This is a genomic window from Acinetobacter towneri DSM 14962 = CIP 107472, assembly GCF_000368785.1.
In the GTDB taxonomy this organism is placed as follows: Bacteria; Pseudomonadota; Gammaproteobacteria; order Pseudomonadales; family Moraxellaceae; genus Acinetobacter; species Acinetobacter towneri.
The window spans coordinates 143,049-167,649 of record NZ_KB849695.1; the positions used below are offsets into that span (position 1 = coordinate 143,049).

Annotated in this window: 26 protein-coding genes; 10 read left to right on the plus strand and 16 right to left on the minus strand. The window is 40.9% G+C overall.

Going from position 1 to position 24,601, the window contains the following annotated elements; all coding sequences use genetic code 11:
• The first annotated feature begins 83 nt into the window (after positions 1-83).
• Positions 84-1,079, plus strand: a complete 996-nt coding sequence (locus F947_RS13415) for an alpha/beta hydrolase (protein WP_004976869.1) — start codon at positions 84-86, stop codon at positions 1,077-1,079.
• Positions 1,080-1,143: 64 nt separating this feature from the next.
• Here F947_RS13415 and F947_RS13420 read toward each other — a convergent pair whose 3' ends face one another.
• On the minus strand, positions 1,144-2,325 hold the full coding sequence (locus tag F947_RS13420) for a sigma-54-dependent transcriptional regulator family protein (RefSeq protein ID WP_004976871.1): 1,182 nt from the start codon (positions 2,323-2,325) through the stop codon (positions 1,144-1,146).
• A gap of 245 nt (positions 2,326-2,570) precedes the next feature.
• Between F947_RS13420 and exaC the strand changes: the two genes are divergently transcribed.
• Entirely contained in the window at positions 2,571-4,082 is a 1,512-nt protein-coding gene (gene exaC / locus F947_RS13425) for an acetaldehyde dehydrogenase ExaC (protein ID WP_004976873.1), read from the plus strand.
• Positions 4,083-4,309: 227 nt separating this feature from the next.
• On the opposite strand, the gene F947_RS13430 is transcribed toward exaC, so the two are convergent.
• The 4 genes from F947_RS13430 to tkt form a co-directional block, all read right to left on the minus strand.
• On the minus strand, positions 4,310-4,894 hold the full coding sequence (locus tag F947_RS13430; protein ID WP_004976875.1) for a YceI family protein: 585 nt from the start codon (positions 4,892-4,894) through the stop codon (positions 4,310-4,312).
• A gap of 136 nt (positions 4,895-5,030) precedes the next feature.
• Positions 5,031-5,471, minus strand: coding sequence for a GNAT family N-acetyltransferase (locus F947_RS13435; protein ID WP_004976877.1), 441 nt, complete (start codon positions 5,469-5,471; stop codon positions 5,031-5,033).
• Positions 5,472-5,692: 221 nt separating this feature from the next.
• Positions 5,693-5,908, minus strand: a complete 216-nt coding sequence (locus F947_RS13440; protein ID WP_004976879.1) for a hypothetical protein — start codon at positions 5,906-5,908, stop codon at positions 5,693-5,695.
• Between the two features lie 152 nt (positions 5,909-6,060).
• Positions 6,061-8,049 (minus strand): transketolase, encoded by a 1,989-nt coding sequence (gene tkt / locus F947_RS13445; RefSeq protein ID WP_004976881.1) that lies wholly within the window; start codon positions 8,047-8,049, stop codon positions 6,061-6,063.
• Positions 8,050-8,749: 700 nt separating this feature from the next.
• On the opposite strand from tkt, the gene metK reads away from it, so the two are divergent.
• Both metK and F947_RS13455 read left to right on the plus strand, forming a co-directional pair.
• Positions 8,750-9,916 (plus strand): methionine adenosyltransferase, encoded by a 1,167-nt coding sequence (gene metK, locus F947_RS13450; protein ID WP_004976883.1) that lies wholly within the window; start codon positions 8,750-8,752, stop codon positions 9,914-9,916.
• Positions 9,917-10,074: 158 nt separating this feature from the next.
• A complete protein-coding gene (locus tag F947_RS13455) occupies positions 10,075-10,386 on the plus strand; it encodes a monooxygenase (RefSeq protein ID WP_004976884.1) in 312 nt (103 codons plus the stop codon).
• A 152-nt stretch (positions 10,387-10,538) separates the two neighbouring features.
• Here the strand turns inward: F947_RS13455 and F947_RS13460 are convergent, their stop codons facing one another.
• Positions 10,539-10,769 carry a hypothetical protein gene (locus F947_RS13460; protein ID WP_372238839.1) on the minus strand — a complete coding sequence of 77 codons (231 nt, stop codon included), beginning with the start codon at positions 10,767-10,769 and terminating at the stop codon, positions 10,539-10,541.
• Between the two features lie 314 nt (positions 10,770-11,083).
• Here F947_RS13460 and F947_RS13465 point away from each other — a divergent pair, with 314 nt between their 5' ends.
• Positions 11,084-11,293 (plus strand): hypothetical protein, encoded by a 210-nt coding sequence (locus tag F947_RS13465; protein WP_004976887.1) that lies wholly within the window; start codon positions 11,084-11,086, stop codon positions 11,291-11,293.
• Between the two features lie 20 nt (positions 11,294-11,313).
• Here F947_RS13465 and F947_RS13470 read toward each other — a convergent pair whose 3' ends face one another.
• The 3 genes from F947_RS13470 to F947_RS13480 all read right to left on the minus strand — a co-directional run bounded on the left by F947_RS13470 (position 11,314) and on the right by F947_RS13480 (position 13,247).
• Positions 11,314-11,949: a LysE family transporter gene (locus tag F947_RS13470; RefSeq protein WP_004976890.1), complete on the minus strand. Its 636-nt coding sequence runs from the start codon at positions 11,947-11,949 to the stop codon at positions 11,314-11,316.
• A 170-nt stretch (positions 11,950-12,119) separates the two neighbouring features.
• On the minus strand, positions 12,120-12,695 hold the full coding sequence (locus F947_RS13475) for an FxsA family protein (RefSeq protein ID WP_004976892.1): 576 nt from the start codon (positions 12,693-12,695) through the stop codon (positions 12,120-12,122).
• 168 nt (positions 12,696-12,863) lie between these two features.
• Entirely contained in the window at positions 12,864-13,247 is a 384-nt protein-coding gene (locus F947_RS13480) for a YkvA family protein (RefSeq protein ID WP_004976893.1), read from the minus strand.
• 200 nt (positions 13,248-13,447) lie between these two features.
• Between F947_RS13480 and ruvC the strand changes: the two genes are divergently transcribed.
• On the plus strand, positions 13,448-13,993 hold the full coding sequence (gene ruvC, locus F947_RS13485) for a crossover junction endodeoxyribonuclease RuvC (protein WP_004976895.1): 546 nt from the start codon (positions 13,448-13,450) through the stop codon (positions 13,991-13,993).
• A 24-nt stretch (positions 13,994-14,017) separates the two neighbouring features.
• Here the strand turns inward: ruvC and F947_RS13490 are convergent, their stop codons facing one another.
• Positions 14,018-15,538, minus strand: a complete 1,521-nt coding sequence (locus F947_RS13490) for a bifunctional ADP-dependent NAD(P)H-hydrate dehydratase/NAD(P)H-hydrate epimerase (protein WP_004976897.1) — start codon at positions 15,536-15,538, stop codon at positions 14,018-14,020.
• A gap of 21 nt (positions 15,539-15,559) precedes the next feature.
• Here F947_RS13490 and queG point away from each other — a divergent pair, with 21 nt between their 5' ends.
• Both queG and bioB read left to right on the plus strand, forming a co-directional pair.
• Positions 15,560-16,669: a tRNA epoxyqueuosine(34) reductase QueG gene (gene queG / locus F947_RS13495; protein ID WP_004976899.1), complete on the plus strand. Its 1,110-nt coding sequence runs from the start codon at positions 15,560-15,562 to the stop codon at positions 16,667-16,669.
• Positions 16,670-16,948: 279 nt separating this feature from the next.
• Positions 16,949-17,941 carry a biotin synthase BioB gene (gene bioB, locus F947_RS13500; RefSeq protein ID WP_004976901.1) on the plus strand — a complete coding sequence of 331 codons (993 nt, stop codon included), beginning with the start codon at positions 16,949-16,951 and terminating at the stop codon, positions 17,939-17,941.
• Positions 17,942-18,027: 86 nt separating this feature from the next.
• Here bioB and F947_RS13505 read toward each other — a convergent pair whose 3' ends face one another.
• The 6 genes from F947_RS13505 to F947_RS13530 form a co-directional block, all read right to left on the minus strand.
• Complete coding sequence (locus F947_RS13505) at positions 18,028-18,237, minus strand: hypothetical protein (protein ID WP_004976903.1); 210 nt, start codon at positions 18,235-18,237, stop codon at positions 18,028-18,030.
• Between the two features lie 665 nt (positions 18,238-18,902).
• Positions 18,903-19,646, minus strand: coding sequence for an adenosylcobinamide-GDP ribazoletransferase (locus tag F947_RS13510; RefSeq protein ID WP_004976907.1), 744 nt, complete (start codon positions 19,644-19,646; stop codon positions 18,903-18,905).
• A complete protein-coding gene (locus F947_RS13515; protein ID WP_004976909.1) occupies positions 19,643-20,248 on the minus strand; it encodes a histidine phosphatase family protein in 606 nt (201 codons plus the stop codon). The genes F947_RS13510 and F947_RS13515 overlap by 4 nt, the downstream gene beginning before the upstream one ends.
• On the minus strand, positions 20,245-21,303 hold the full coding sequence (gene cobT / locus F947_RS13520) for a nicotinate-nucleotide--dimethylbenzimidazole phosphoribosyltransferase (RefSeq protein WP_004976913.1): 1,059 nt from the start codon (positions 21,301-21,303) through the stop codon (positions 20,245-20,247). Before cobT ends, F947_RS13515 begins: the two co-directional genes overlap by 4 nt.
• A complete protein-coding gene (cobU, locus tag F947_RS13525; RefSeq protein WP_004976916.1) occupies positions 21,300-21,821 on the minus strand; it encodes a bifunctional adenosylcobinamide kinase/adenosylcobinamide-phosphate guanylyltransferase in 522 nt (173 codons plus the stop codon). Before cobU ends, cobT begins: the two co-directional genes overlap by 4 nt.
• The gene (locus tag F947_RS13530; protein WP_004976918.1) at positions 21,818-22,444 is read right to left on the minus strand and encodes a 2'-5' RNA ligase family protein; all 627 of its coding nucleotides are present in this window, start codon (positions 22,442-22,444) and stop codon (positions 21,818-21,820) included. Before F947_RS13530 ends, cobU begins: the two co-directional genes overlap by 4 nt.
• Before the next feature lie 279 nt (positions 22,445-22,723).
• On the opposite strand from F947_RS13530, the gene tehB reads away from it, so the two are divergent.
• Positions 22,724-23,590, plus strand: coding sequence for an SAM-dependent methyltransferase TehB (tehB, locus tag F947_RS13535; protein WP_004976920.1), 867 nt, complete (start codon positions 22,724-22,726; stop codon positions 23,588-23,590).
• 135 nt (positions 23,591-23,725) lie between these two features.
• Positions 23,726-24,157 carry a PPC domain-containing protein gene (locus tag F947_RS13540; protein ID WP_004976922.1) on the plus strand — a complete coding sequence of 144 codons (432 nt, stop codon included), beginning with the start codon at positions 23,726-23,728 and terminating at the stop codon, positions 24,155-24,157.
• Positions 24,158-24,601 lie beyond the last annotated feature (444 nt).

Genomic DNA, 24,601 nt, shown 5'->3' on the forward strand with positions numbered 1-24,601 from the left:
ACTAAAGCGATTTAGATGCAGAGGGTTTGCATAATTCAATTTGACAAATGCGCACAGCTCATCAAGGATATAGTCAAAATAAAATGGATGACGAACACCTTATGCTGTTAAGTAAAAAACAAAAAACAACACCAAGCTATCAACCCGATATTTTGGGTGCCGATTACCAACAAATGACGCTGGATTTTCCTTCGGATTATGAAGGCAAAGTGATTGCTACCTTGGTACGCAAAAAAGCCGAACAGGAAACCCGTAAAGCCGTACTTTATATTCATGGTTTTATTGACTATTTTTTTCAAACAGAAATGGCAGACCAGTTTAATCAGCATGGTTATGACTTTTATGCCCTAGATTTACGTAAATATGGGCGTTCGCATTTGTCACATCAAAATTGGTACAATGTGCGCAGCTTGTCTGAATATGATGCAGAAATTTCCGCTGCACTTGAGCAAATTGCCACAGAAGAACATGACTCAGTAATTTTGGCAGGACATTCAACAGGTGGATTAATCACCACGTTATATGTGGCACATCATCCCAATCATCCACTGATTCGTGGTTTATGGTGCAACAGCCCTTTTTATGATTTCAATATGAGCGAGATTGAGAAAAAATTCGGCATTCCTCGTTTAAGCCAATTGGGCAAATTGCTGCCAGAAATGAAATTTCCAAGCCGCCTTAATCCATTTTATGTACCAAGTCTACACAAACAATATCATGGTGAATGGTTATTTAATTTGGAATGGAAGAAACCGCGCTATCCTAAAGTGCGATTAAGTTTTGTACGTGCAATTCATGAAGCACAAAAAGAAATTCATGCTAGCGTACATTTGGGTGTACCAACCTTAATTATGCATGCGAGTCAAAGTAGTTATCCACGCCAATGGAATGAGATTGCGCAACGCACTGACGTAATTTTGGATGTTGCAGATATGCAAAAATATGGGCATCACATGCATGGTGATATTCAGCTTTGCCAAATTGAAGATGGCGTGCATGATTTGGTGCTTTCTGCGCCAGAAGTCCGCGCGGAAGTGTATCAGTCCTTGTTTGACTGGTTAAACCGCAAAGGGCTGTAAAAACTAAAAAAAACAGTAAGACTAAAGGACAGTGAAATGAAAGCCTAAAGACTTGATTCGTCATTTAGGCTTTGTATTTTAATAAAATTTGATGTGCAGGATGATGCTTTGGCATCAGTTCAATTAAACGCTCTACCGCATCAATCGCTTCAGGGCTATGCGCCAAATGTTTCAGCAATACATCGGTATCTTGTGCATTAAAAATGGCATCACTCAGGCGTGATTCTAAACAATCTCGCCATGCGCATAAAAATGGACTTTCAGTTTTCGCCAAAAATACCCCTGCACACGTTTGCAAGGCAGACTGCACATAACCTGCATCTAAAGCCTGCTCAGCTTGTAAAAAATCGGCTTCAATATGCGCCAAAACTCGGTAAGGACGCGAGCCGAGCATCCCCCCTAAAATATCGCGTAATTGCGACATTTCAGCTTTTAGCGTTCCCATGCTGACTTTACGCTCACCATATAGTGCTTGGTGTAAAGTGTCTAAACTCATGCCTTGTGGGCAAAGTGCCAAAATCACCAATATTTCAATTTGACGCGGTGTCATCACCACCACTTTGCCATTAAATAACACCTGTGGCACACGAAACGCGCGAATATAAAGCTGCTGTTTTTGCTGTTCCAGCAACGCATTTTGAATTAAAGAAGCACAGCGCTCTGCTGCCAACAAACCCAAACTGTTATGATTTTTCCAAGTGGTCGATAAATCAATCACGCCCAACACTTGTTTGGAATGTGGGTCTAAAATTGGTGCGGCATAACAAACCCAGTCATGTAACGATGACATATAATGTTCACTGGAAAACACACAACTGGCTTGCTGAGTTTTGAGTGACAAAGCCAAAGCATTGGTACCCACCAACTCTTCACGCCACTGTCCACCCTCTACAAAATGTACTCGTTCCGCCACATTACGCATTTGAGCGCTCGCTGCCGTCCAAATAATCGTACTGCCCACATCGCCCACGGCTGCCACCATGTCGGACTGCTGCGCGATATGTTTTAAATCTTCTGCGCAATTTTGCACAGCTCTCTGTAAAGCCGAACCGCCTTGCGGATGCGATAAACTGGAATTTAACGGAGCAGCCTGCCGATCTACAGGAATTTCTGCAATTTCAGAGCGTTGCCAAGAATTTAAAATACTCTGCTGAATTTGCTGCGCATGCAGCGGCGATAAACTACTGCTTTGTCTAAACCGTTCAATATGCAGTTTTTTTTCCAATAGATCTTGTTTTTTCATCATGACTGATTCTCACAATCCTGTGGGCATTACATCCATTGTACTGCTTACTTTTGTAAGGATTTGTTCGCTGCTTGTAAACCTGCAACTTTCCAACCTTTTTCCAACCTTATATTGGTATGCTAATCAAATAACGTACTAAAGTACCTTATACCTTAGCCGTAAATTTAACCTGATTTTAGACACAGGATTGTGATAAAAGGTAAAGATGACGGCAGATTATAAAAAACCATCAAAGGAAGAGAATTATGCGTTACGTAGATCCCAATCAACCCGGTTCAAAAGTTCAATTTAAAGCACAATACGAAAACTTTATTGGTGGCGAGTGGGTCGCCCCTGTAAAAGGCGAATACTTTGAAAATATCTCTCCTGTAGATGGCAAAGTATTTACCAAAGTCCCACGCTCATCGGCAGAAGACATTGAACTGGCTTTAGATGCAGCCCATAAAGCCAAAGCACAATGGAACAGCTCATCTCCAACCACACGCTCCAACATTCTGCTTAAAATTGCAGATCGTTTAGAACAAAATCTAGAATTATTGGCAGTGGCAGAAACATGGGATAATGGTAAGCCTGTTCGGGAAACATTGGCTGCCGACATTCCATTGGCGATTGACCATTTCCGTTATTTTGCAGGCTGTATTCGTGCCCAAGAAGGCGGAATTTCTGAAATTGATGAAGATACCATTGCCTATCACTTTCATGAGCCGTTGGGCGTTGTGGGGCAAATTATTCCATGGAACTTCCCAATTTTAATGGCAACATGGAAACTTGCACCTGCTTTGGCTGCGGGTAACTGTATTGTACTTAAACCTGCGGAGCAAACCCCTGCTAGTATTTTAGTTTTGGTCGAACTGATTCAAGATTTATTGCCAGCAGGCGTATTAAACGTAGTCAATGGTTACGGTGTAGAAGTGGGTCGCCCATTGGCAACCAATCCACGTATTGCCAAAATTGCATTCACAGGTTCAACCCAGGTCGGTCAATTGATCATGCAATACGCCACTGAAAACATCATTCCAGTGACTTTAGAGCTTGGTGGTAAATCTCCAAATATTTTCTTTGAAGATATTATGGCGCAAGATGACGACTACTTAGACAAAGCACTCGAAGGCTTTGCTATGTTTGCGCTGAATCAGGGTGAAATTTGTACTTGTCCATCACGTGCGCTCGTACAGGAAAGTATTGCTGACCGTTTCCTTGAAAAAGCCATTGAACGTGTTAAACGTATTAAAACAGGTCACCCGCTTGATACTGAAACTATGATTGGTGCGCAGGCATCGCAAGAACAACAAAACAAAATCTTGGGTTGTATTGCGACAGGTCGTGCCGAAGGTGCGCAAGTTTTAACAGGTGGCGGTGAACGTCATGAAGTTGGCAGTGGTTTCTATATTGAGCCGACAATTTTCAAAGGCACCAATGACATGAAAATTTTCCAAGAAGAAATTTTCGGCCCAGTGCTTTCTGTGACTACATTTAAAGACTTTGATGAAGCCATTAAAATTGCCAATGACACCATTTACGGTTTAGGTGCAGGTGTTTGGTCACGTTCTGCGCACACTTCTTACCGTGCAGGCCGTGCTATTCAGGCGGGTCGCGTTTGGACGAACTGTTACCACATCTACCCTGCGCATGCCGCTTTCGGTGGTTATAAAAAATCAGGTATTGGCCGTGAAAACCACAAGATGATGTTAGAACATTATCAACAAACCAAGAACTTGTTGGTGAGCTACTCAACTAAACCTGCTGGCTTCTTCTAAGTTGGTTAATTCAACCTTAACATGATGAATGAAAATGCGAACTTCGGTTCGCATTTTTTATGTTTTGGATATACGAATGGACAAAAAGTAAAATAAAAAAGCCATTCATCCAAACAGATTTTAAAGCCATAGACCTCAAGTTGCTGACATTAAAATCATGGATAAAAATCACAGACATAAAAAAGCACCATTTTTAAAATGATGCTTTTTGATCAAATCATTACTACTTATTTTTTAGCAGCTACAGACGCTTCTGTAGTGATGTTGACAGTAATTTTATCACCTACGTTTGGTACATAGCTTGCGATACCAAATGCAGAACGGTTGAATGATGTTGTTGCATTAAAACCAACAGTCGCTGCCTGAGTCATTGGGTGTGGACCTTGTTTGTTCAATACTGCGTCAAGTACCACTGGCTTAGTTACACCTTTAACTGTTAAATCACCTGTGATTTTAAAGTTTTTCTTGTCTTGAGTTTCAACTTTGGTACTTTTAAAAGTAATGGTTGGATATTTTGCTGCATCAAACCAATCTGCTGCCATTAAGTGCTCATCTAAAGCTTTTACGTTGGTGTTGATGCTACTTAATGGAATCGTCACATTCACAGATGAGTTAGCAGGTTTTTTCTCATCAATGTTGATAGTACCTTGAATGTCTGAGAAGTTACCTGATGGCGTAGAAAAACCGAAGTGATCCCAAGTAAATACAGTAGCAGTATGCGTTGGGTCAATTTGATAAGCCACTGGTTTAGCCATTGTCATTGTTGCTGCAGACGCGATAGCCAAACCTAAAGCAATTGATTTCATGTTCATATTGTTCATCTCTAAAAGTGTTGATACGTTTCAATGAGGTTTAGTTTATAGATTTTTGCTGCAAATACAGGATTAAAGATAAAACAGTATGTTGCATGACTGAAACGATAAATTTGTAAAAATATGCATGCGCGTTTTACATCGCTGTTGCAGGGCTGCGATATTGAATAAAACCTGTTCTTTTTGCGACACGATCATACAACTGCCGTGCCTGTAAATTATCTTCATGAGTCAGCCAATATACCCGATCACATTCACGCTGTTGCGCTGTTTGATTCACCTGCTGAATAAGCTGCTGAGCAATTCCCATCCCTCTGTACTCAGGCAAGGTATATAAATCTTGCAAATAGGCATAAGGTTTAAGCGTCCAGCAACTGTCATGTTCAATTACATGCACAATGGCGACAACTTGAGTTTGATATACGGCAGCCAAGCCATAAATATAGGGTCGTTGAGGATCAGTTAGTTTTGACCAAGTCTGTTGTGTCACGTCATCACTGAGTTGCACCCGATAAAATTGCTGATAGCCTTGCCAAAGTGCTTGCCATTGTTCAAACTGAATTCCGCTTAACGGCACAATATCTATTTTTTGACTTAGTTATGCTGTACTTGTGTTGTCTGCATGCTTGGATATTGCCTAATTGTTATATCTTGAAATGCTTGATGATTCACATTGAATATTATGCTTAGGCTATTTTATAAACTATTTTTCAGCAATAAAAAAAGCTTTACCCTACGCATAGAATAAAGCTATTTTTGACGATACACCATTTAATGCACCGCATTCATCGCAATAGATTAAAGCTTCTCAATCAAAATACGATCAACTTGCTTTAAGCCTGATTGCTTTTCATGGTTCTTACGGCGAATTTTGATTTGCTGATCTTCAGCCAAATCCTGTAACAACAACTCTACCGCCACCATAGCTTCAAGTGGTAAATCTTGTCCAATCCACTTTTGCTCACCCGCATCCATTAAAGTGACTTCATCATTAATTTGCTCGTACAAACTCATTTCTCATCTCACTCAATTACACAGAGGTTTATTCACAAACCTGACTTACACTGACAAAATTTGTTGGATCATCACATCGAATACCAAACAAATATGCAAAAATAAAAGACGTCCCTTTGCAGGAACGCCTTTAAAAACACTGGATTAAAAAATTAAGCTGTTAATTCTTTTACTGCAGCAACAACCGCTTCAGTGGTAATGCCAAAGTACTGATACAAGTCTTTTGCAGGTGCAGATTCACCATAAGTTGTCATACCAATAACTTTACCGTCTAAGCCGACAAACTTCCACCAGTAGTCTACATGCGCTGCTTCAACCGCAACACGTGCACGAATATGTGATGGCAATACCGCTTCACGATATGCTGCATCTTGCTTCACAAATTCTTCTGCACACGGCATAGACACAACACGTACACCTTCAAGCTGCGCGTATGCTTCCATTGCCAAGCCCACTTCTGAACCTGTTGCAATAATAATGGCTTTCAATTCACCTTTTTCTTCAGCCAAGACATAACCACCTTTTGCCACGTTCTCAATTTGCGCTTGAGTACGAGTTTGGAATGGCAAGTTTTGACGTGAGAAAATTAAAGCAGTTGGACCTTCGCTGCGTACTAATGCAGATTTCCAAGAAATAGCCGCTTCAACGGTATCTGCAGGACGCCATGTATTTAAGTTTGGCGTACCACGTAAAGATGCAATTTGTTCAATCGGTTGGTGTGTTGGACCATCTTCACCCAAACCAATCGAGTCGTGGGTATACACATGAATCACACGTTGCTTCATTAATGCAGACATACGCACGGCATTACGCGCATATTCCATAAACATTAAGAATGTTGCAACGTAAGGAATGAAACCACCGTGAAGTGCTACACCATTTGCAATAGCAGTCATACCAAACTCACGTACGCCATAATGCACGTAGTTCCCTGCTGCATTGTCCTGAACGCCTTGGCAACCCTTCCAAAGGGTTAAGTTTGAACCTGCCAAGTCTGCAGAACCACCCAATAATTCAGGCAATAATGGGCCAAATGCTTGCAAAGTATTTTGGCTGGCTTTACGCGTTGCAATAGTTTCAGCTTTAGCATTGGTTTCAGCAATAAACGCATCTGCCTGCGCGATGAATTCTGCAGGTAGTTCACCGCTTAAACGGCGTTTAAGTTCTGCAGCTTCCGTTGGATATTTTGCTGCATAGGCATCAAAAGTTGTATTCCATGCTGCTTCTGCTTCTGCACCTTTCGCTTTAGCATCCCAAGCGGCATATACATCTTCAGGAATAACAAATGCTTCATCTGTCCAGCCTAATGCTTGACGCGTCAAAGCGATTTCATCATGGCCTAATGGCGCACCGTGACAGTCTTCTTTACCTTGTTTGTTTGGCGAACCTAAACCAATAACAGTTTTACAAATAATAATAGTCGGTTTTTGCGTTTCAGCTTTTGCTTCAACCGTTGCAGCACGAATTGCATCGGCATCGTGACCATCAACTTTTAAGACTTGCCAGCCGTAAGATAAGAAACGTTGTTCGGTATCGTCAGAGAACCAGCCTTCTACTTCACCATCAATAGAAATGCCGTTGTCATCATAATAAACAACCAGCTTGCCTAAACCTAAAGTACCTGCCAATGAACATGCTTCGTGTGAAACACCTTCCATTAAGCAACCATCACCCAAGAAACAGTAAGTGAAATGGTCTACAACCTGAATATCTTCTTTATTAAATTGTGCAGCCAGTGTTTTTTCTGCTAAAGCAAAACCAACAGCATTGGCAATCCCCTGACCGAGTGGACCAGTGGTGGTTTCAATCCCTGGTGCATAACCCAATTCTGGGTGGCCAGGTGTTTTAGAGTGTAACTGACGGAACGCTTTTAAATCTTCGATTGAAAGATCATAACCTGTTAAATGCAACAACGCATATTGCAACATTGAACCATGACCATTAGACAATACAAAACGGTCGCGGTTTGCCCATTGTGGATTGGTTGGGTTGTGATTCAAAAATTCACGCCACACCACATCGGCAATATCTGCCATCCCCATCGGTGCACCTGGATGTCCTGAATTTGCTTTTTGCACAGCATCCATTGCCAATACACGAATTGCGTTTGCAATACGACGTTCGTTAAGCGGGGTCGTCATAGGTCAGAGTCCACAAAAAATCGTTAAATAGAAGAAGATGAATAGAATTCAAAACAGCCGCTATTCTCTCAAAAAAACGCCTGAGGGGTAAAGCCTATGCAACAATATTTCCGCATTAATTCCCATTCAGGGTATTTTTCGTGCAAATTCAAAGACGTTTTCACGTTTATAACAACAAGAAAATAGCTAATTGCCGTGTTAAGCTCTATTCTTGGCAAAATTCTAAAGTATAGATATTTCAATCAAATGCATAGCAACAAGTTAAAACACAACAGTATTCTGTAGAAATAATAGACAGATTTTAACACATCTTGAATTTTATTCACTTTTCACACAATAAATTGAATCACAGCCATCGTCCAAAATTTTAAAACAGCTTTTGAAAATGCAGCTTGATGCAGATAAAGTCAATTCAAAGTCTTTAAATTACCCATCTACAATATTGTTTTTAAAAATGATTCACCACTTAAAAACAAGGTGCTCCTTAGTTTAAAATTATGACAGCATACTTTAGCCAACATGAATATTTTTGAGTCACAATATAGTCATACCGATACTTTATCTATTTTTTAGCTAAAGATATGCGATAAAAAGTCATTGAATTGAAATAAATTCAGCCAATTTAGTCGTAATGCGCTAGTCCTAAAGTCTAACTCGATGTAACATATTGCGTCTTTTGAATTTAACTGTGATAGGACTTATGCGCGAGTACGCTGTATTTACCTCGGAATCTGTAAGCGAAGGCCATCCAGATAAAATGGCTGACCAAATCAGTGATGCCATTTTGGATGCAATCTTAAAAGAAGACCCTTATGCGCGGGTTGCTTGTGAAACGCTTGTAAAAACGGGTGCGGTTGTACTGGCAGGTGAAATCACAACAACTGCAAATGTCGATTTTGAAGCCGTTGTTCGTCAAACCGTAAATGGCATTGGTTACCATCATTCTGACTTAGGTTTTGATGGTTCAACCTGTGCGGTCATTAACATGATTGGTAAACAATCACCTGAAATTGCACAAGGTGTAGACCGTCAAAAGCCTGAAGATCAAGGCGCAGGTGACCAAGGTTTGATGTTTGGTTACGCCAGCCGTGAAACTGATGTATTAATGCCTGCCCCAATTTCTTACGCACACCGCTTAATGGAAAAGCAAGCTGAATTACGTCGCAGTGGTGCTTTGCCGTGGTTACGCCCAGATGCAAAAAGTCAGGTGACTTTTGCTTATGAAAATGGTGTGCCTGTACGTTTGGACGCGGTGGTGTTATCTACTCAGCATGATCCTGAAATTTCTCAAATTCAGCTTAAAGAAGCGGTAATTGAAGAAATTGTGAAAAAAGTGATTCCTGCAGAAATGTTCCATGCAGACACCAAATTCCACATCAACCCAACAGGTATGTTTGTGATTGGCGGTCCTGTAGGTGACTGCGGTTTAACTGGTCGCAAAATCATTGTCGATACTTACGGCGGCATGGCACGTCATGGTGGCGGTGCATTCTCTGGTAAAGACCCATCTAAAGTTGACCGTTCTGCTGCTTATGCAGGCCGTTATGTTGCCAAAAATATTGTGGCAGCTGGCTTGGCAGACAAATGTGAAATTCAGGTGTCTTATGCTATTGGTGTTGCAGAGCCAACATCAATTTCAATCAACACCTTCAACACTGCAAAAGTGGCAGATGAGTTGATTATTGCTTTAGTACGTGAACACTTCGATTTACGTCCATACGGCATTACCAACATGTTGAACCTGTTACAACCGATGTATAAGCAAACTGCAGCCTATGGTCACTTTGGTCGTCAAGGTTCTGACACTGCATTTACATGGGAAAAAACCGACAAAGTTGAGGCGTTAAAAGCTTCTGCAGGTCTGTAATGTAAAACTTTTCAGTTTTATCAAGCTCACTTCGGTGGGCTTTTTTATGCCTAAAATTTAGCTGTCAAACCACAATATACAAAATACGAATATGTTATAGTGAATCATTCCTGAGATTTTTTAAATACTCATCTAAGATAATGATGTAGGAGTTTATTATGGCGGTTATTCTTCAAGTCGATTTCCCTTCTGAAGGCCCATTTGGCGAAAGCATGAGCCAAGCGTACCGTGAACTTGCAGAAAGCATTAACCTAGAAACTGGCATGCTTTGGAAAATTTGGACTGAGAACAGTCAAACACAGGAAGCCGGTGGAATCTATCTGTTTGATCATGCGGCCAATGCTGAACGCTATTTAAAAATGCACACTGCACGTTTAGAAAGTTTTGGCGTGAAGAATATTCGTGGCAAGATTTTTGAGGTGAATGCTGCACTGTCTGCAATCAACCAAGCTGACTTCTTAAGTCGCTAATCTTTTTAAATTGCTCATCCATATTGAAGAATAAAATGGTGAGTCTCTTCAATATTGAAAAAACAGTTGAATAAAATCCTGAACCATTTAATGATTCAGGATTTTTTGAAATCTTGTATAGACGAAATAAGCGTTAAGCTTGGATGCAGCACTTATTGCGTACGAATCACCTCAAGCACCGATTGTTGCACGGGCACTTCTTGATGATCTTGCAAATAAACATGCACGACTTTAAACACAACGGCTGCTGCCAAGCATGCCAAAATACAGAATAACCAGAAACCATAAGGACTACGAATATTGTGTGAACCACAAGTACCACATTCTTTTTCTGATGATTCCACCACCCGATTGCAACATGCGCAACGATACTGATGATACAGCATAGGTATTCTCCTACTTCACTGTAATTCTTGTTTTTATTGTTACACCATCTACCCTGATGCAGTGTAATTTTGTTTAAGCAACTGTGACACTTTGTAGCTTACACCCTTTGGATGATTGAGCAGACACAATCGCTTGTAAATTAGAATGTCAAAGTTCGGCTATTCGCGCAAATCGTATTTTTGAATAAACAGTCACTTTATCCATCTAAAATAGGTATGTCGTGGTAAAATTCTACATGTTCGATCATCTAAAACTTAGGTTCAAACTTAGCTTTCAGTACATATTTTTTTATTACACGGAGTAAGTTAAAGTGGTACAACTCATTAAAAAAGGCGGCTTGCGTGAACGTGCCAACCGTAGCCGTAAATATCAAGGTTCGGAAAATACCGAAGCAACTTTGCGATCAAACCGTACTTATCAACCCAATCATTTAGATAAAACTGAAAACACGACTAAAACCGAAATTCCGAATAAAAAATCGTCAAACTTGGCTTTTGACGACATCAAAGCGTCTGATTAATTGACATTAAAACTTATGTTTTAAAACATACGTAGTGCATCTAACCACAACCACACAGCAAACAATAAAAATAATCCGCCCGAGACCATATCAATATAACTGCCTGAACGCTGATATAACTTTTTCATTTTTGGTGTAGAAAGTAGCAACATAAATAGTGTAAATGTCACAAAAGTTTGGATTGGAATAATCACTGCCAATTGGGCTTTTAAAGATGCACTTGCCGATGAACTCAACGCCAAAGCAAATACGCTGCTAAAATAAATTAAGGTTTTCGGATTAGATAAATTGGTGAATAGCCCCAATAAAAAGTAGTTTTTTGCGGCTGGAATTTGCACTTGAGTATCATCAAACTGTTTGCGCTGCTGCCAACTATGCCAACCGCCCGACAACATGCCCCATCCCATTTTGGCAAGAAATAAACCGCCAATCAGCATTAAGACTTGCTGAATCCAAGGAAACTGCTGCACCAAAACCGTAAAACCCAATAAGGTCAGCACCACCCACACCACAATCCCCGATGAAATGCCCGCAATAATCTGCAAGGTATTACGGCGGGTATTGCTGGCTGCACTTTTGGCAATTAATAAAACATCTGGTCCTGGACTAAGCTGTGCCACAAAATGCAGCGAACAAATGGTGAATAACAAAGACATAAATACATCAGGAGAATTGAAAATCCGATTATACCTTGTGCGGTAGGAGAATAAATAAGGCTTTAAATGCACACCTCAATGTTTAAACACTCACGTGCATATTCACCAAAAAATACCCATAAAAAAAACCGAATCAGCACGATTCGGTTTGATCTCAAGCATCACCTATATTATTTAGGTGGATTGACATCTTTCATTTCAATTTTTTTCGCATCGGGGGTAATTTCACGTGCTTCACCATCAATAATACTGGAATCACGACCACCGCCCTGCTGATTTTGCATGTCTTGCATTTGGCGCATTAAATCTGCAAACGGGTTTTGACCTGCTCCGCCCATGCCATTCATATCGCCCATCATGCCACCCATCATTTGATCCATCATGGCTTGCTGACGTTTCATCATGGCTTTCATCATTGCCGCTTTAAAGGCATTTTGTACGGCAGGAATCATCACCAGCAATGCCAAAACATCGCTGATTAATCCTGGAATCATCAATAAAAAACCCGCAAAAATTTTAGGTAAATTATTACTCAGCGCAGGATCGGCACTCATCTGCCCCATTTGCATTTGCTGCATTTGTGGCATCACGCCTGCAGAATATTTACGAATCAGGTTCAAACCAATGAAGAAAGCAGCGACAAACCAAAAGAACACGTACCACATGCTCCCCACTAGGTCGCCCACACCAATCCAGACGAAGACTTCAAGAACTAAGCCAATTAGAACAATAAGAAATAATTTCATGAAAATTAATCTAATCTCAACAAAATAAATAAAATGCAGTAACCAAGTGCTTCATCGGGATCAAGCTTTTTTGATTCGCTGTTGTTTCAATATGGGCATTATTGTATTTTTAAAGGTTAAGTCTGTCATTAATATTTTCATCATCACCCAATAACAGACTTAATACGTCTATATATTTAAACGATAAAGATAAAAATATGCGGCATAAGTCAATAATAACCACAACGCAATAAAAACTGATGCTGCAATATAACTGCTCGGTTTTTGACTGATCGCATCGGCTTGTAAGCGACAACGCTGCATTACTTCAGCAGGTACTAAACGCAATACCAACATGATGCCCAATGGCACTAAAATCAGGTCATCTAAATAACCCAAAACAGGTATAAAGTCTGGAATTAAATCAATGGGAGAAATGGCATAAGCAGCGACCAACAATGCCAAAAGCTTTGCCATAAACGGCGTTTCAGAATCACGTGCGACAAACCAAACCGCATAAACATTTCGTTTAATTTGCTTCGCCCACTGTTTTAGCCTATCAATCCACTTCATTGCCACTCTCATTTGCTACCGTATATAAAATATACACCTCAAAACTTAAAATAAAATGAAGTCCAAAATTGAAAATGTGGCGTGGGATACATTCCAATGGTTTAAACAGCAGCTTACTGACCGAATGTTTTGAAATTACTCCACACAAAAGAGATTTAAACTCCTATAATTCAACTTGATGTAATTTTTTAAGGCTTGGCATGTCACTTATTATTGGAATCGACCCTGGTTCTCGTCTAACGGGCTACGGCATTATTGAACGTGATGGCGCTAAATTACGTTTTGTAGATGCAGGAACCATTCGCACCGAAACCAGTGAAATGCCTGAACGCTTAAAACGGATTTTTGCAGGGATTGAACGGATTGTGAAATTTCACGGCCCGACTGAAGCTGCAGTTGAACAAGTGTTTATGGCGCAAAACCCAGACTCTGCCTTGAAATTGGGACAGGCTCGTGGTGCAGCGATTGCCGCTTTGGTGAATTTAGATTTACAAGTGGCGGAATATACCGCCCGTCAAATTAAACAATCTGTCGTGGGTTATGGCGCTGCCGATAAAGAACAAGTACAAATGATGGTCATGAAACTATTAAATCTATCCATTAAACCACAACAAGATGCTGCCGATGCTTTGGCTGCTGCAATTTGCCATGCTCATGCATCGGGCAGTATGACCAAATTGGCTGTGCTCAATGCCTTGGGTGGTATGGCACGCGGACGTAGTCGTTCAAGCTCCAGACGTCGCTAAATCAGCATCGCCATCGCTTATATTTTACCGATTCACAACCTGATAAATCGCTTGGCTCATGTGCTGTGCCTGTAAACCGCGCATGCCCTGCTGTGCCAATACATCCCCCGCCAAGGCATGTAACATGACAATTTCATGCAATTGAATTTTATGATGAAACTGGGCTTTTAAACTGGCAATCATGCCTGCCAACACATCGCCCATACCACCTGTACCCATACCAGGATTGCCTGCGGTACAAATCCACAATGAACTTGCTTGCGGTTCTGTAGATGCAGCTTGCAAAGTCAAACTACCTGAACCTTTTAACACCCAATCGCCTGCATAGCGTTGCTGCAATTGCTGAATCGCGGCAATACGGTCTGCTTCAATGGCTGCAACCGTAGTATTGAGCAAGGTCGCAGCCTCACCTGAATGTGGTGTGGCATAACTGTTCGGTTTTAGTTGGGCTGGATGATGCGATGAATGCGCTTGTTTCGCCAAAAACCACAAGGCATCGGCATCGTAAACTACTTCTACCTCGGACTGATTTAGCGCGGCAAACCAGTCTGCATAATGCTGTTCTGCCCAAGCATCTCGTCCTAGTCCCATCCCTAAACTCACGGCATCGACCTGTGAAATTAAGTGCTGAATTTCTGCGCCTGTCAGTGCGTCTATATCCCGCAACATTAAATTCGGCGCACGGCTTAATATCGCCACATGATGTTTGGCATGACAGACCACAGTCACTTTCCCTGCACCTGCGCTTGATGCGGCTTCTGCAGCCATCATCACCGCACCACCCATTTGCGCATGTCCGCCCACAATCAACACATGCCCATAACTGCCTTTGTGTCCAAAAGCCTGCCGTGCGGGTAATTGAATCAAATGTGGTGTGAGTTGGGCCAACGCTTTGAGTTCTGCATCGGCTGGAATCAAATCCAGCACATCGACCAGTCCAGTATATTCCTGTGCCTGCCCTGTAAATAACCCTGCTTTCAAACCCAAAGCTGTAAAGGTGTAATCGGTTTTAATTGCACATGGCAATGGCTGCCCCGTGTTGGCATTTAAACCGCTTGGAATATCAACCGCAATTTTTAAACCCGCTTGTTGATTCATTGCGTGAATAAGCGACTGCCACTCATCATTTAAAGGACGATCTAAACCAATACCAAATAATGCATCAATATAGCAGTCATAACTTTGTTGAAATGCAAAACCTTGAATTATATTGACTTGTTCTGTCTGAGCTTCTAAAAAAGCCTGATGTAAATCTGCCGATGAACCGCGTGTTGCTGCATAAATATCGACTTGAAAACCTGCTTGTTTTAAATATTTTGCAGTTAAATAGCCATCGCCTGCGTTATTGCCTTGTCCACAACACACAGCAATTTTTTGTATTGTAGATGGCTGTTTTGCAAAAATTTTGCGAATTTGTAAATGCAGTGTCCACGCCACTTGCTGCATTAAACCGTAAGAACTATTTTGACGGGCAAACCAGCGCTGCTCCCACGCTTGAATACTTTGACTATGATAAACAGGGCTATGGTACACTTGCTGCGGCATTTTCTTCCCTTCTATTTTGTTATGGCAACATCCACCACTTCAGCACATATTTCTCTGCATCAAGACGATCCAGCCGCCTTGAAAGCGTGGATTAAAGCTCAAGCTTTGGCGCTTGGTTTTGCTGATTGTGTCATTGCCAAACCAGATGCTCAAGCAGAATTAGCACGTTTTCAGGAATATTTAAAACGTGGCTATCATGGCGATATGAAGTTTCTAGAAGAAAATTTAGACAAGCGCGCCAATCCCACACTATTAGTCCCGAATACCAAAAGCATTATTTGTGTGCGCATGAATTATTTGGTGGAAACACCACGTCCACGACATATTCCCGATGCACCTAACTCTGCAATTATAGCCCGTTATGCACGTGGACGCGATTATCACAAAGTCATGCGCGGACGCCTAAAAACCCTTGCGACACGTATTCGTGAAAAAGTGGGCGAGTTTGAATCACGCCCCTTTGCCGACTCAGCCCCAATTTTTGAAAAGTCGCTTGCAGAAAGTGCAGGCATGGGTTGGACAGGCAAACACACATTACTAATTCATAAAAAATCTGGGTCTTTTTTTGTATTGGGTGAGCTGTTTACTTCACTAGATTTACCTTTTGATGCACCTGCAACTCCGCATTGCGGTTCTTGCACAGCCTGCATCGACATTTGCCCAACACAGGCCATTGTTGAACCTTATATGTTGGATGCGCGTAAATGTATTGCTTATTTAACCATTGAATATCAAGGTGTGATTCCTGAAGAATTACGCCGTGGCATTGGTAATCGTGTGTTTGGTTGTGATGATTGCCAACTGATTTGCCCGTGGAATAGCTTTGCCCAAGTCACCACGGTGGATGATTTTCATCCTCGACATGCCTTAGATCAGATCAGCTTGCTAGATTTATGGCAATGGGATGAAAGCACGTTTTTAGCCAAAACTGAAGGTAGTCCATTGCGACGTACAGGCTATCAAAGTTTTATGCGTAATATTGCCATCGGGCTTGGTAATGCCCCTTTTTCAGCACAAATTTTACAAATTTTGCAGCAAACGCGAACACAGCATGATGAGATTGTGCAAATCCATATGGATTGGGCGATTCAGGAACAATTGCTTAAACAGCCTAAAATTAAACAAAAATGACCACCAAAATAGTGCGATATTTTAAGTGCAGTTTTCTTGCCAATTTATGCAAATAACTAAATTTTAGCAACAAATTCATCGCAAAAATAATAATCCATAAAATTTAATTTTGCAGCGAAATATCAGAAAAATTGCTTAAGTTTGCAACTAAATAGACTGCATGATTTTAATTCTATTCTGTCGAATATTTGCCACGAAATTGGGAGATTATGCCTTTCTGATTCAAACTATTTGTGTATGATACAGACTATGAATAATAGGGATGATGGACTTTTACTTATGTCAGTACGCAATGATTGGACTCGAGAAGAAATTCAGCAGTTATATGAACAGCCTTTTCTGGATTTAGTCTTTGAAGCACAGCGTGTGCATCGCCAACATTTTGCTGCCAATACTGTACAAGTCAGTACCTTATTGTCGATTAAAACAGGTAAATGCCCTGAGGACTGCAAATATTGCTCGCAGTCTGCGCATTATGATTCACAGCTTGAAGCTGAAAAACGCATTGCGGTTGATAAAGTCATTCAAGAGGCTAAAGAAGCTTTAGCATCAGGTTCTTCACGTTTTTGTATGGGCGCAGCATGGCGTAATCCGCATGAACGCGATATGCCCTATGTTCTGGAAATGGTGCGTGAAGTCAAAGCTCTGGGCTTAGAAACTTGCATGACTTTAGGGATGTTAAACCAATCGCAGGCAGAACGCTTAAAAGATGCAGGCTTAGATTATTACAACCATAACCTAGACACATCGCGTGAGTATTATCCTAATGTGATTAGTACCCGCTGTTTTGATGATCGCTTAAACACTTTGGATATTGTGCGTCAAACAGGTATGAAAGTATGTAGTGGCGGTATTGTCGGTTTAGGTGAAGATACCCAAGACCGTATTGGTTTATTACATGAATTAGCGACTTTACCGTTACATCCTGAATCTGTGCCGATCAATATGTTAGTTCCGATTGAAGGTACACCATTGGCTGAAGTAGAAAAACTGGATGTGATTGAGTGGATTCGTACCATTGCAGTTGCACGTATTATCATGCCAAACAGCTATATTCGTTTATCTGCAGGGCGTGAATCGTTATCCGATTCAGATCAGGCGTTGGCATTTATGGCAGGTGCGAACTCGTTATTCTCAGGTGAAAAGCTTTTAACCACACCAAACGCAGGCGAAGGCAAAGACAAACAATTGTTCCAAAAATTAGGCTTAGTGCCTGAACGTGCCAAGCCAACCGTTTCTGAGTTGTCGGTAAATGCGATGGCAATGGCTTAAAATTTTAGCACCCATCCAAATGTACAAAGTCCCTAAAAGGGACTTTGTTTTTTTATGCAGCAAAATAAGTTTATGCGGCAACGCTTTTAAGAGGTAATTAAAATTCCGTAACTGGCATTTAAATACTGCCCTGTTTTAATAATATCTACCCCGTTGGCATGTTCTACCGTCAGTTGTTGCTGAATCGCATCATAATAAAACCGATCATAACAATCCTGATGATGCAGCAGCCACGTCAAAGTATCTGCTAGATTGTCATCTACAATATACGTTTTTTCTTGAAAGTTTTTAGCCATAAATACGGTCAGTTCAATATTTCTAGGTACTGGATTTTAAGCGGAATACCTTGTGGGATAAAGTGTGCGGAGGATAGAAAATTTAATTGTGCACTTGTATAAATCAAACTTCGTACAGCATGAGAAGTCTCCCCACCAAAAGAGGTGGGAATGATATATGTAGTTTTGAAGATGGATAAGTGCAGTCTAATCTATACATGCAGGCAAGACTAAGCAAAATATTCAGGCTATTAGCCTAAAATAAAAAAGTGAGTCATAAAGACTCACTTGGTTTTAATACAGATTCAATACTTAACATTATTGTGTCTTAGAATCCCCACACTTACGACACTCTAAATGCGCCCCGATTTCTTCCATTGCGTCATATTCATAAATATGGATACAGAAAATTTGCTTTAACAGTTTGATCATAAATGACATTCCTTTTGATTTTTATACATCACGTTTGTGATCTCATCCTGAGATACAAATGCCATCAAGGCTGATTGACATAAACTACTATTATCATATTTAAAAAAAATAGCAAATCTAATTTAGGAACTTTCCGACAAATGACAAATTCATCTGCATACTTGCTGAAATTGAGTGCATAAATAGCTGTAAATTCATTCGCTTATATTATTTCAATTTTCAGCGCACTTGAAACAAGAAAAACTGCTCAAAAGCTAATTTATTAAAAACCAAAGAATCGCAATAGCCAATAACATCATGCTTTCTGTTATTTCAATACTCGCACCAACGGTATCGCCCGTAATTCCACCTAAACGCTGCATAAATTTATATCGCAAATACAAGGTGCTAAGGATAAAAGTCAGAACGGTCACCAAACCCACCCATCCCCAAAGCACTCCTGCAAGCAAGGTCAATGCGATCACAATTTTTGTGCCTGTTTTAGGCAAATGTGCCTGAATAGCAGTGCCTAAACCATTGGCACGTAAATAAGGCGTGCTTAAAAATAAAACCAAAGCGCTTAATCGTCCCAATACGGGTACAAACAGCAAAAATGCCAAATACTGTTGTTCGAGCAATACATACAACGCAGACCATTTTAATAAACAGCAGATCAGTAAGCTCAATACTCCAATCGGGCCGCTGCTTGGGTCTTTCATGATGTTTAAGCTACGTTCAGGATCACCAAAACCGCCGACCCATGCATCGGCAGTATCAGCCAGTCCATCTAAATGTAAACCACCTGTCAGCCAAATCCAGAGCACTAAAATTAAGCTGCTACTCAGAACCAAAGGCAAGAATTGCAATAAATGCGCCATCCCCCACAGCGCAGCTCCAATTAGTAAGCCAACGAGCGGATAAAACAGCAGTGATTGTGCATTTTGTGCTGCAGTTGGCATCTGTTTTAAAGAAACAGGAAAAGTGCTCAGGAATTGCAAGGCAATCCAAAAAGGTGTCATGTTTGCCCCTGCATGCAAATGTTGCCATTGGGATGTAACTGGAATGAACTCAATTGCCCCAACGCTGCAGACATTTTTAAAATATCGTCTAAAGATTTTTTCTGCGCCAATACTTTGAGCAATTTAATTACCCCGCCATGCGTGACCAATAACACACGTTTAGGTTGTTGCTCGAGTTGTTGTAAATATTGGTTGAGATCGGACAGACCTTGCAAAACGCGCTGCTGAAAATTTAGCAAAGATTCTGCTTGTGGCGGACTAAATTGGGTCGGTGTCATCCAAAATTTAGCTAAATCTTCAGGGTATTGTTCATATAAGGTTTGAGTGGAAATAGCTTCCCATGCACCAAAATGCATTTCCTGAAATTGTGCATCAATATACAGTGGCAATTGCTGTGCTTGCGCAAAGGTCTGAGCAACCTGCAGACAACGCTGTAAAGGTGAACTTGCCACAACATCCCATCGCTGTCCTGTAGCTATTGCCGTGTTTAAAGTCTGCTGCATGTCTTGCCAACCTTTTAAAGTCAAAGCATCATCGGTTGAGCCACGCAAAGTATGACCCAATTCTGTTTCGCCATGTCTTAATAGGTTTAGCATGATCATAAAGATACTTTCTCACCAATAACCGCAGCTTCGGCAAAAGTCGCCATTTGATTATGCAAGGCACAGGCCAGTTGGATAATGCCCAATGCCGCGCCCGCACCGCTGCCCTCACCTAAGCGTAAATTTAGATGCAGCAAGGCTTGTGCACCTAATGCTTCTAATAAGCGACGATGTCCATATTCAGCCGATTGATGCCCAAACAACATCCATTCTCGGACTTGAGGATTTAAACGCACTGCAACTAATGCAGCAGCACTGCTGATAAAACCATCCACCACCATCGGCAAGCCCAACTGCGCACAGCGAATATACGCGCCCACCATTGCAGCGACCTCCAATCCACCAACTGCACATAAGGCTTTAAAAGCATCATCTTGCACATAGTTCTGATGTAGAGCTAAAGCAGCATCAATCACCTGTTTTTTATGTTGCAATTGTGCAGTGTCAATTCCTGTGCCTATGCCAGTCAAGGCTTCAGCAGGTTCTTGTAATAAAAAGCAAGACAAGGCTGATGCCGAACAGGTATTTCCAATACCCATTTCACCTGCGACATAAATCGAGGCCTGCTGTGCGATGGCATCTTCCACACTTTGACGTCCAAGTGCCATCGCATCTGCACACGCTTGTTCAGTCATGGCGCGGGTTTTAGCAAAATTCGCTGTGCCTGCACGAATACAATGCCGCTCTACTCCTGCATATTCATACGCTTCCCCGACCGACCCGCAATCCACCACTTGTAAATGCGCCTGATATTGTCGGGCGATGACGCTGATACATGCCCCACCTGTGGCAAAATTTTGTAGCATTTGCCGAGTCACGGCTTGGGGATAGGCGGAAATATTTTCTTCCATCACGCCATGATCGCCTGCGAAAATACATATCCACGGACGTTCAATATTCGGCTGCGTTGTTCCTTGCAAAGCCGCCAGTTGAATCGCAATATTTTCCAATGCTGCCAATGAACCTGTTGGTTTGGTCAATTGAAGTTGTCGTGCAATTGCCTGTTGTTTCATCTGTTCATTTGGCTTTTGACACGCTGCAAACCACCAAGTCATTGATTCTCTCCTTTTAAAAGCATTGGAAAACCAGCTACACAGAACTGTACTTTGTCTGCAATTTGCCCCAATTGCTGATGTAATCGCCCTGTTTCATCGACAAATTTTCGGGTTATTTCGCCCATCGGTACAACGCCCAAACCTGTTTCATTGCTTACTAAAATAATATCGGCTTGCAACTGAGGTAAAGCTTCGAGCAATGCTAAAATTTGTTGTTCGGCAAAGTTTTCTGCAGATTGCATCAATAGATTACTCATCCACAAGGTCAGGCAATCTACTAAAATCACAGCATGGGGATGATCCAGTATCTTTAACCGCTCTGCCAAATACAAAGGCTCTTCGTACAATTGCCAAGTCTGCGGACGCTGTTGTTTATGATGCTGAATCCGTGCCTGCATTTCTGCATCGCCCGCTTGGGCGGTTGCCACATAAATGACGGATTTGCCAAATTGCTGCGCAGTTTGTTCAGCCAAGCGGCTTTTACCCGAACGCGCACCACCTAAAATAAGTTGAATCACATGTGCTCCAAAGGAAATTGATGCATGCTAAATAGCTGACCTTGTAAAGTGTGCGCCTGATAATAACCAAAATTTAAATGATGGATATCTAAATCGAAATATTGCACGGGGAGATTTTGAATACGCTGCAAAATCAAATTGGTTGAGAACGCTGTTTGATATAAACCCAAAGTAATATGTGGATGATACTGCAAGGCTGCGATTTCAGCCCCACCTGCGCCAAGTGCCTGACGTATACGCGCCAATTGCTGTGATTGATCTTGCACTTCTACAAATAAAGCACTGTTAAAGCTATTGATGCCGCCCACTTTCAGTTGAAAAGGCTTGAGTTGCAACTGCTGTAAGGCTTGAACTTGTTGTTGAAATTGTGACTCGAGAAAGTCATCTTCCCAATGCTTTGATGCAGCATAAAACCCACAAATATATAAGGTGATATGAAACTGACGTGTGTTTGGGCGAAATAACACATCTGAAAATTGCTGTTTTAATTGTTGTAAATAGCATTCTAAAGCTGGATGTTGAACAGTTAAATACCAAAGCGCATAACGCTCACGCCCACGATGCCATTCAGGATAATCATGCTGCTGTGTTGGAATAACGTACTGATTGGCTTGAATAAACACGGGATAATTCAATGAATTAAAACAGCTTATGGTAAAACATTCACAACTGAATAGACATGAAAATCATGCAATTTGAGGTGAATATTTTTCAGTTTGGTATTTTAACCATCTACATCATTTAAATAATTTTGATTTTAATGAGATGGATAAAATTCAGAAGATGGCTGAAACAGGTCTGCAATGTTATGCTGAAATGAAGATGATATTTTCTAATCTACACAAGACACTACATTACTGTGAAGCTTTACCCCATCAGAATCGGTATAACTGGAGTTTATGATGCAACAAGAATTGATCTGTTATAAACAACTTCCTATTTGGAATCATGACTCAATTCCACAAGGGTTTAAAAAACAACACAATACCCAAGTCGGCACATGGGCGAAGTTGACTATTTTAAAAGGCGAATTGCATTTTTCGATGCTGCATGAATCTGGTGAAGTACAATCTGAGCATATTTTTTCCGTGGAAAATCAACCACCATTTATTGAACCGCAAGCGTGGCATAAAATTGTATCTGCCAGTGATGATATTGAGTGCCAGCTTAGTTTTTATTGTTTGCCTCAAGATTATTTTGTTAAAAAATATAAATTAAGCCCAACACATTCTGAAATTTTAATGGCACTTCCACAGTTAACCGTGGGTAAAGCTTTGGATGTTGGCTGTGGTACAGGCCGAAATGCGCTGTATTTGAGCCAAAACGGTTTTCAGGTGGATGCTTGGGATGTGAACCCAGTGAGTATCCAAAAATTAAATGAAATTATTGCTGCAGAACAGATTTCATCTATTCAAACTGCTGTTCGGGATTTCAATCAGGATGCCACTATTACTGGTGAATATGACTTCATCAACTGTATCGTAGTAATGATGTTTTTGGCGCCTGAAACTATCCCTCCTCTTATTCAGCATATGCAGCAAGCGACCAAACCTCAAGGCTTTAACTTAATTGTTTGCGCGATGAATACTGAAGATTACCCTGTGCAACAGGACTTCCCTTTTAGTTTTAAAGCGGGTGAGTTAAGTGCTTATTATGCTGATTGGGATATTGTGAAATACAATGAAAATGTCGGTGAATTGCACCGTAAAGATGCAGATGGTAATCGAATTAAACAGCGTTTTGCGACATTGTTGGCGAGGAAAAAGTAGAATCACAAAAGAAATTTGAAACAGATGATCTTTTTTAGCTGCTCGCAAACGAGGAGTTGTTTGTCCTAGATACTGCCTAGGATCAAGGGTTCATATGTTATTCTGTAGTGAGGTATACAATTATTAAGGTAACTTATGAAAATAGCGAATACGAAATTACTAGCTGGTGCTTGTATGGCCCTAACTTTAACTATGCTTAGCCCTGCCGTACTTGCAAATGATAACAATGATATACGAAAGATTGTAGTAGTTAACTTTGCAAAAAAAGCTTACTCTGCAAATTATTACGGAAGGATAGATGGATACAAGTATGATTCCTACAAATTTTATGCTAAAAAAGGGCAAAAGTTAAAAGTGAAGTTGACTGGAGGAAATGTTGAAACTTACTTATGGGGTAATCAATTAAAAGACTCCATCAGTCTTGGAGAATATTCTCCAGAGCTTGATGATAATGGTATTTATATTTTACCTGCGTCAGGTGAGTATGAAATTAGAGTATTTCAACCTAGATCACAAGCAAGAAAAGATAAAAAACCTCAATACTGGATGAGTATTAACATCAAATAAAGAATTGCTAGATTCGTTTAAGTTTTAATACAAGGGTTCAAAACTAAGGGTTCAAAACTATTGCCAGTTAAACTGGGGCGTGATTTTTACGTGTATGGAGACTGTAAATAAAACTGTATTTACACAGAATTATTTACACCCTCATCAAATTCTTAAGAAATTTGCATCTGAACCGTACCGGGTTTGTCGGAGACCAACTTTCTTGAGAGAATGTTCCAATGACAAAACCAAAATATACCCCTGAAATCAGAGAAAGAGCGGTTCAATTATTGATTGAATCTGAAAAAGATTATCCTTCTACTTGGGCTGCAATCACAGCTATTGCACCTGAGCAGCATGCTGCGCAAGGGTTGTACTCCTGAAACATTGCGTGTTTGGTATTTAAAGCATATGGATCAACTAAATCCTGCCAAAGTACAACAGATATCTGACCAAGAAAAAATG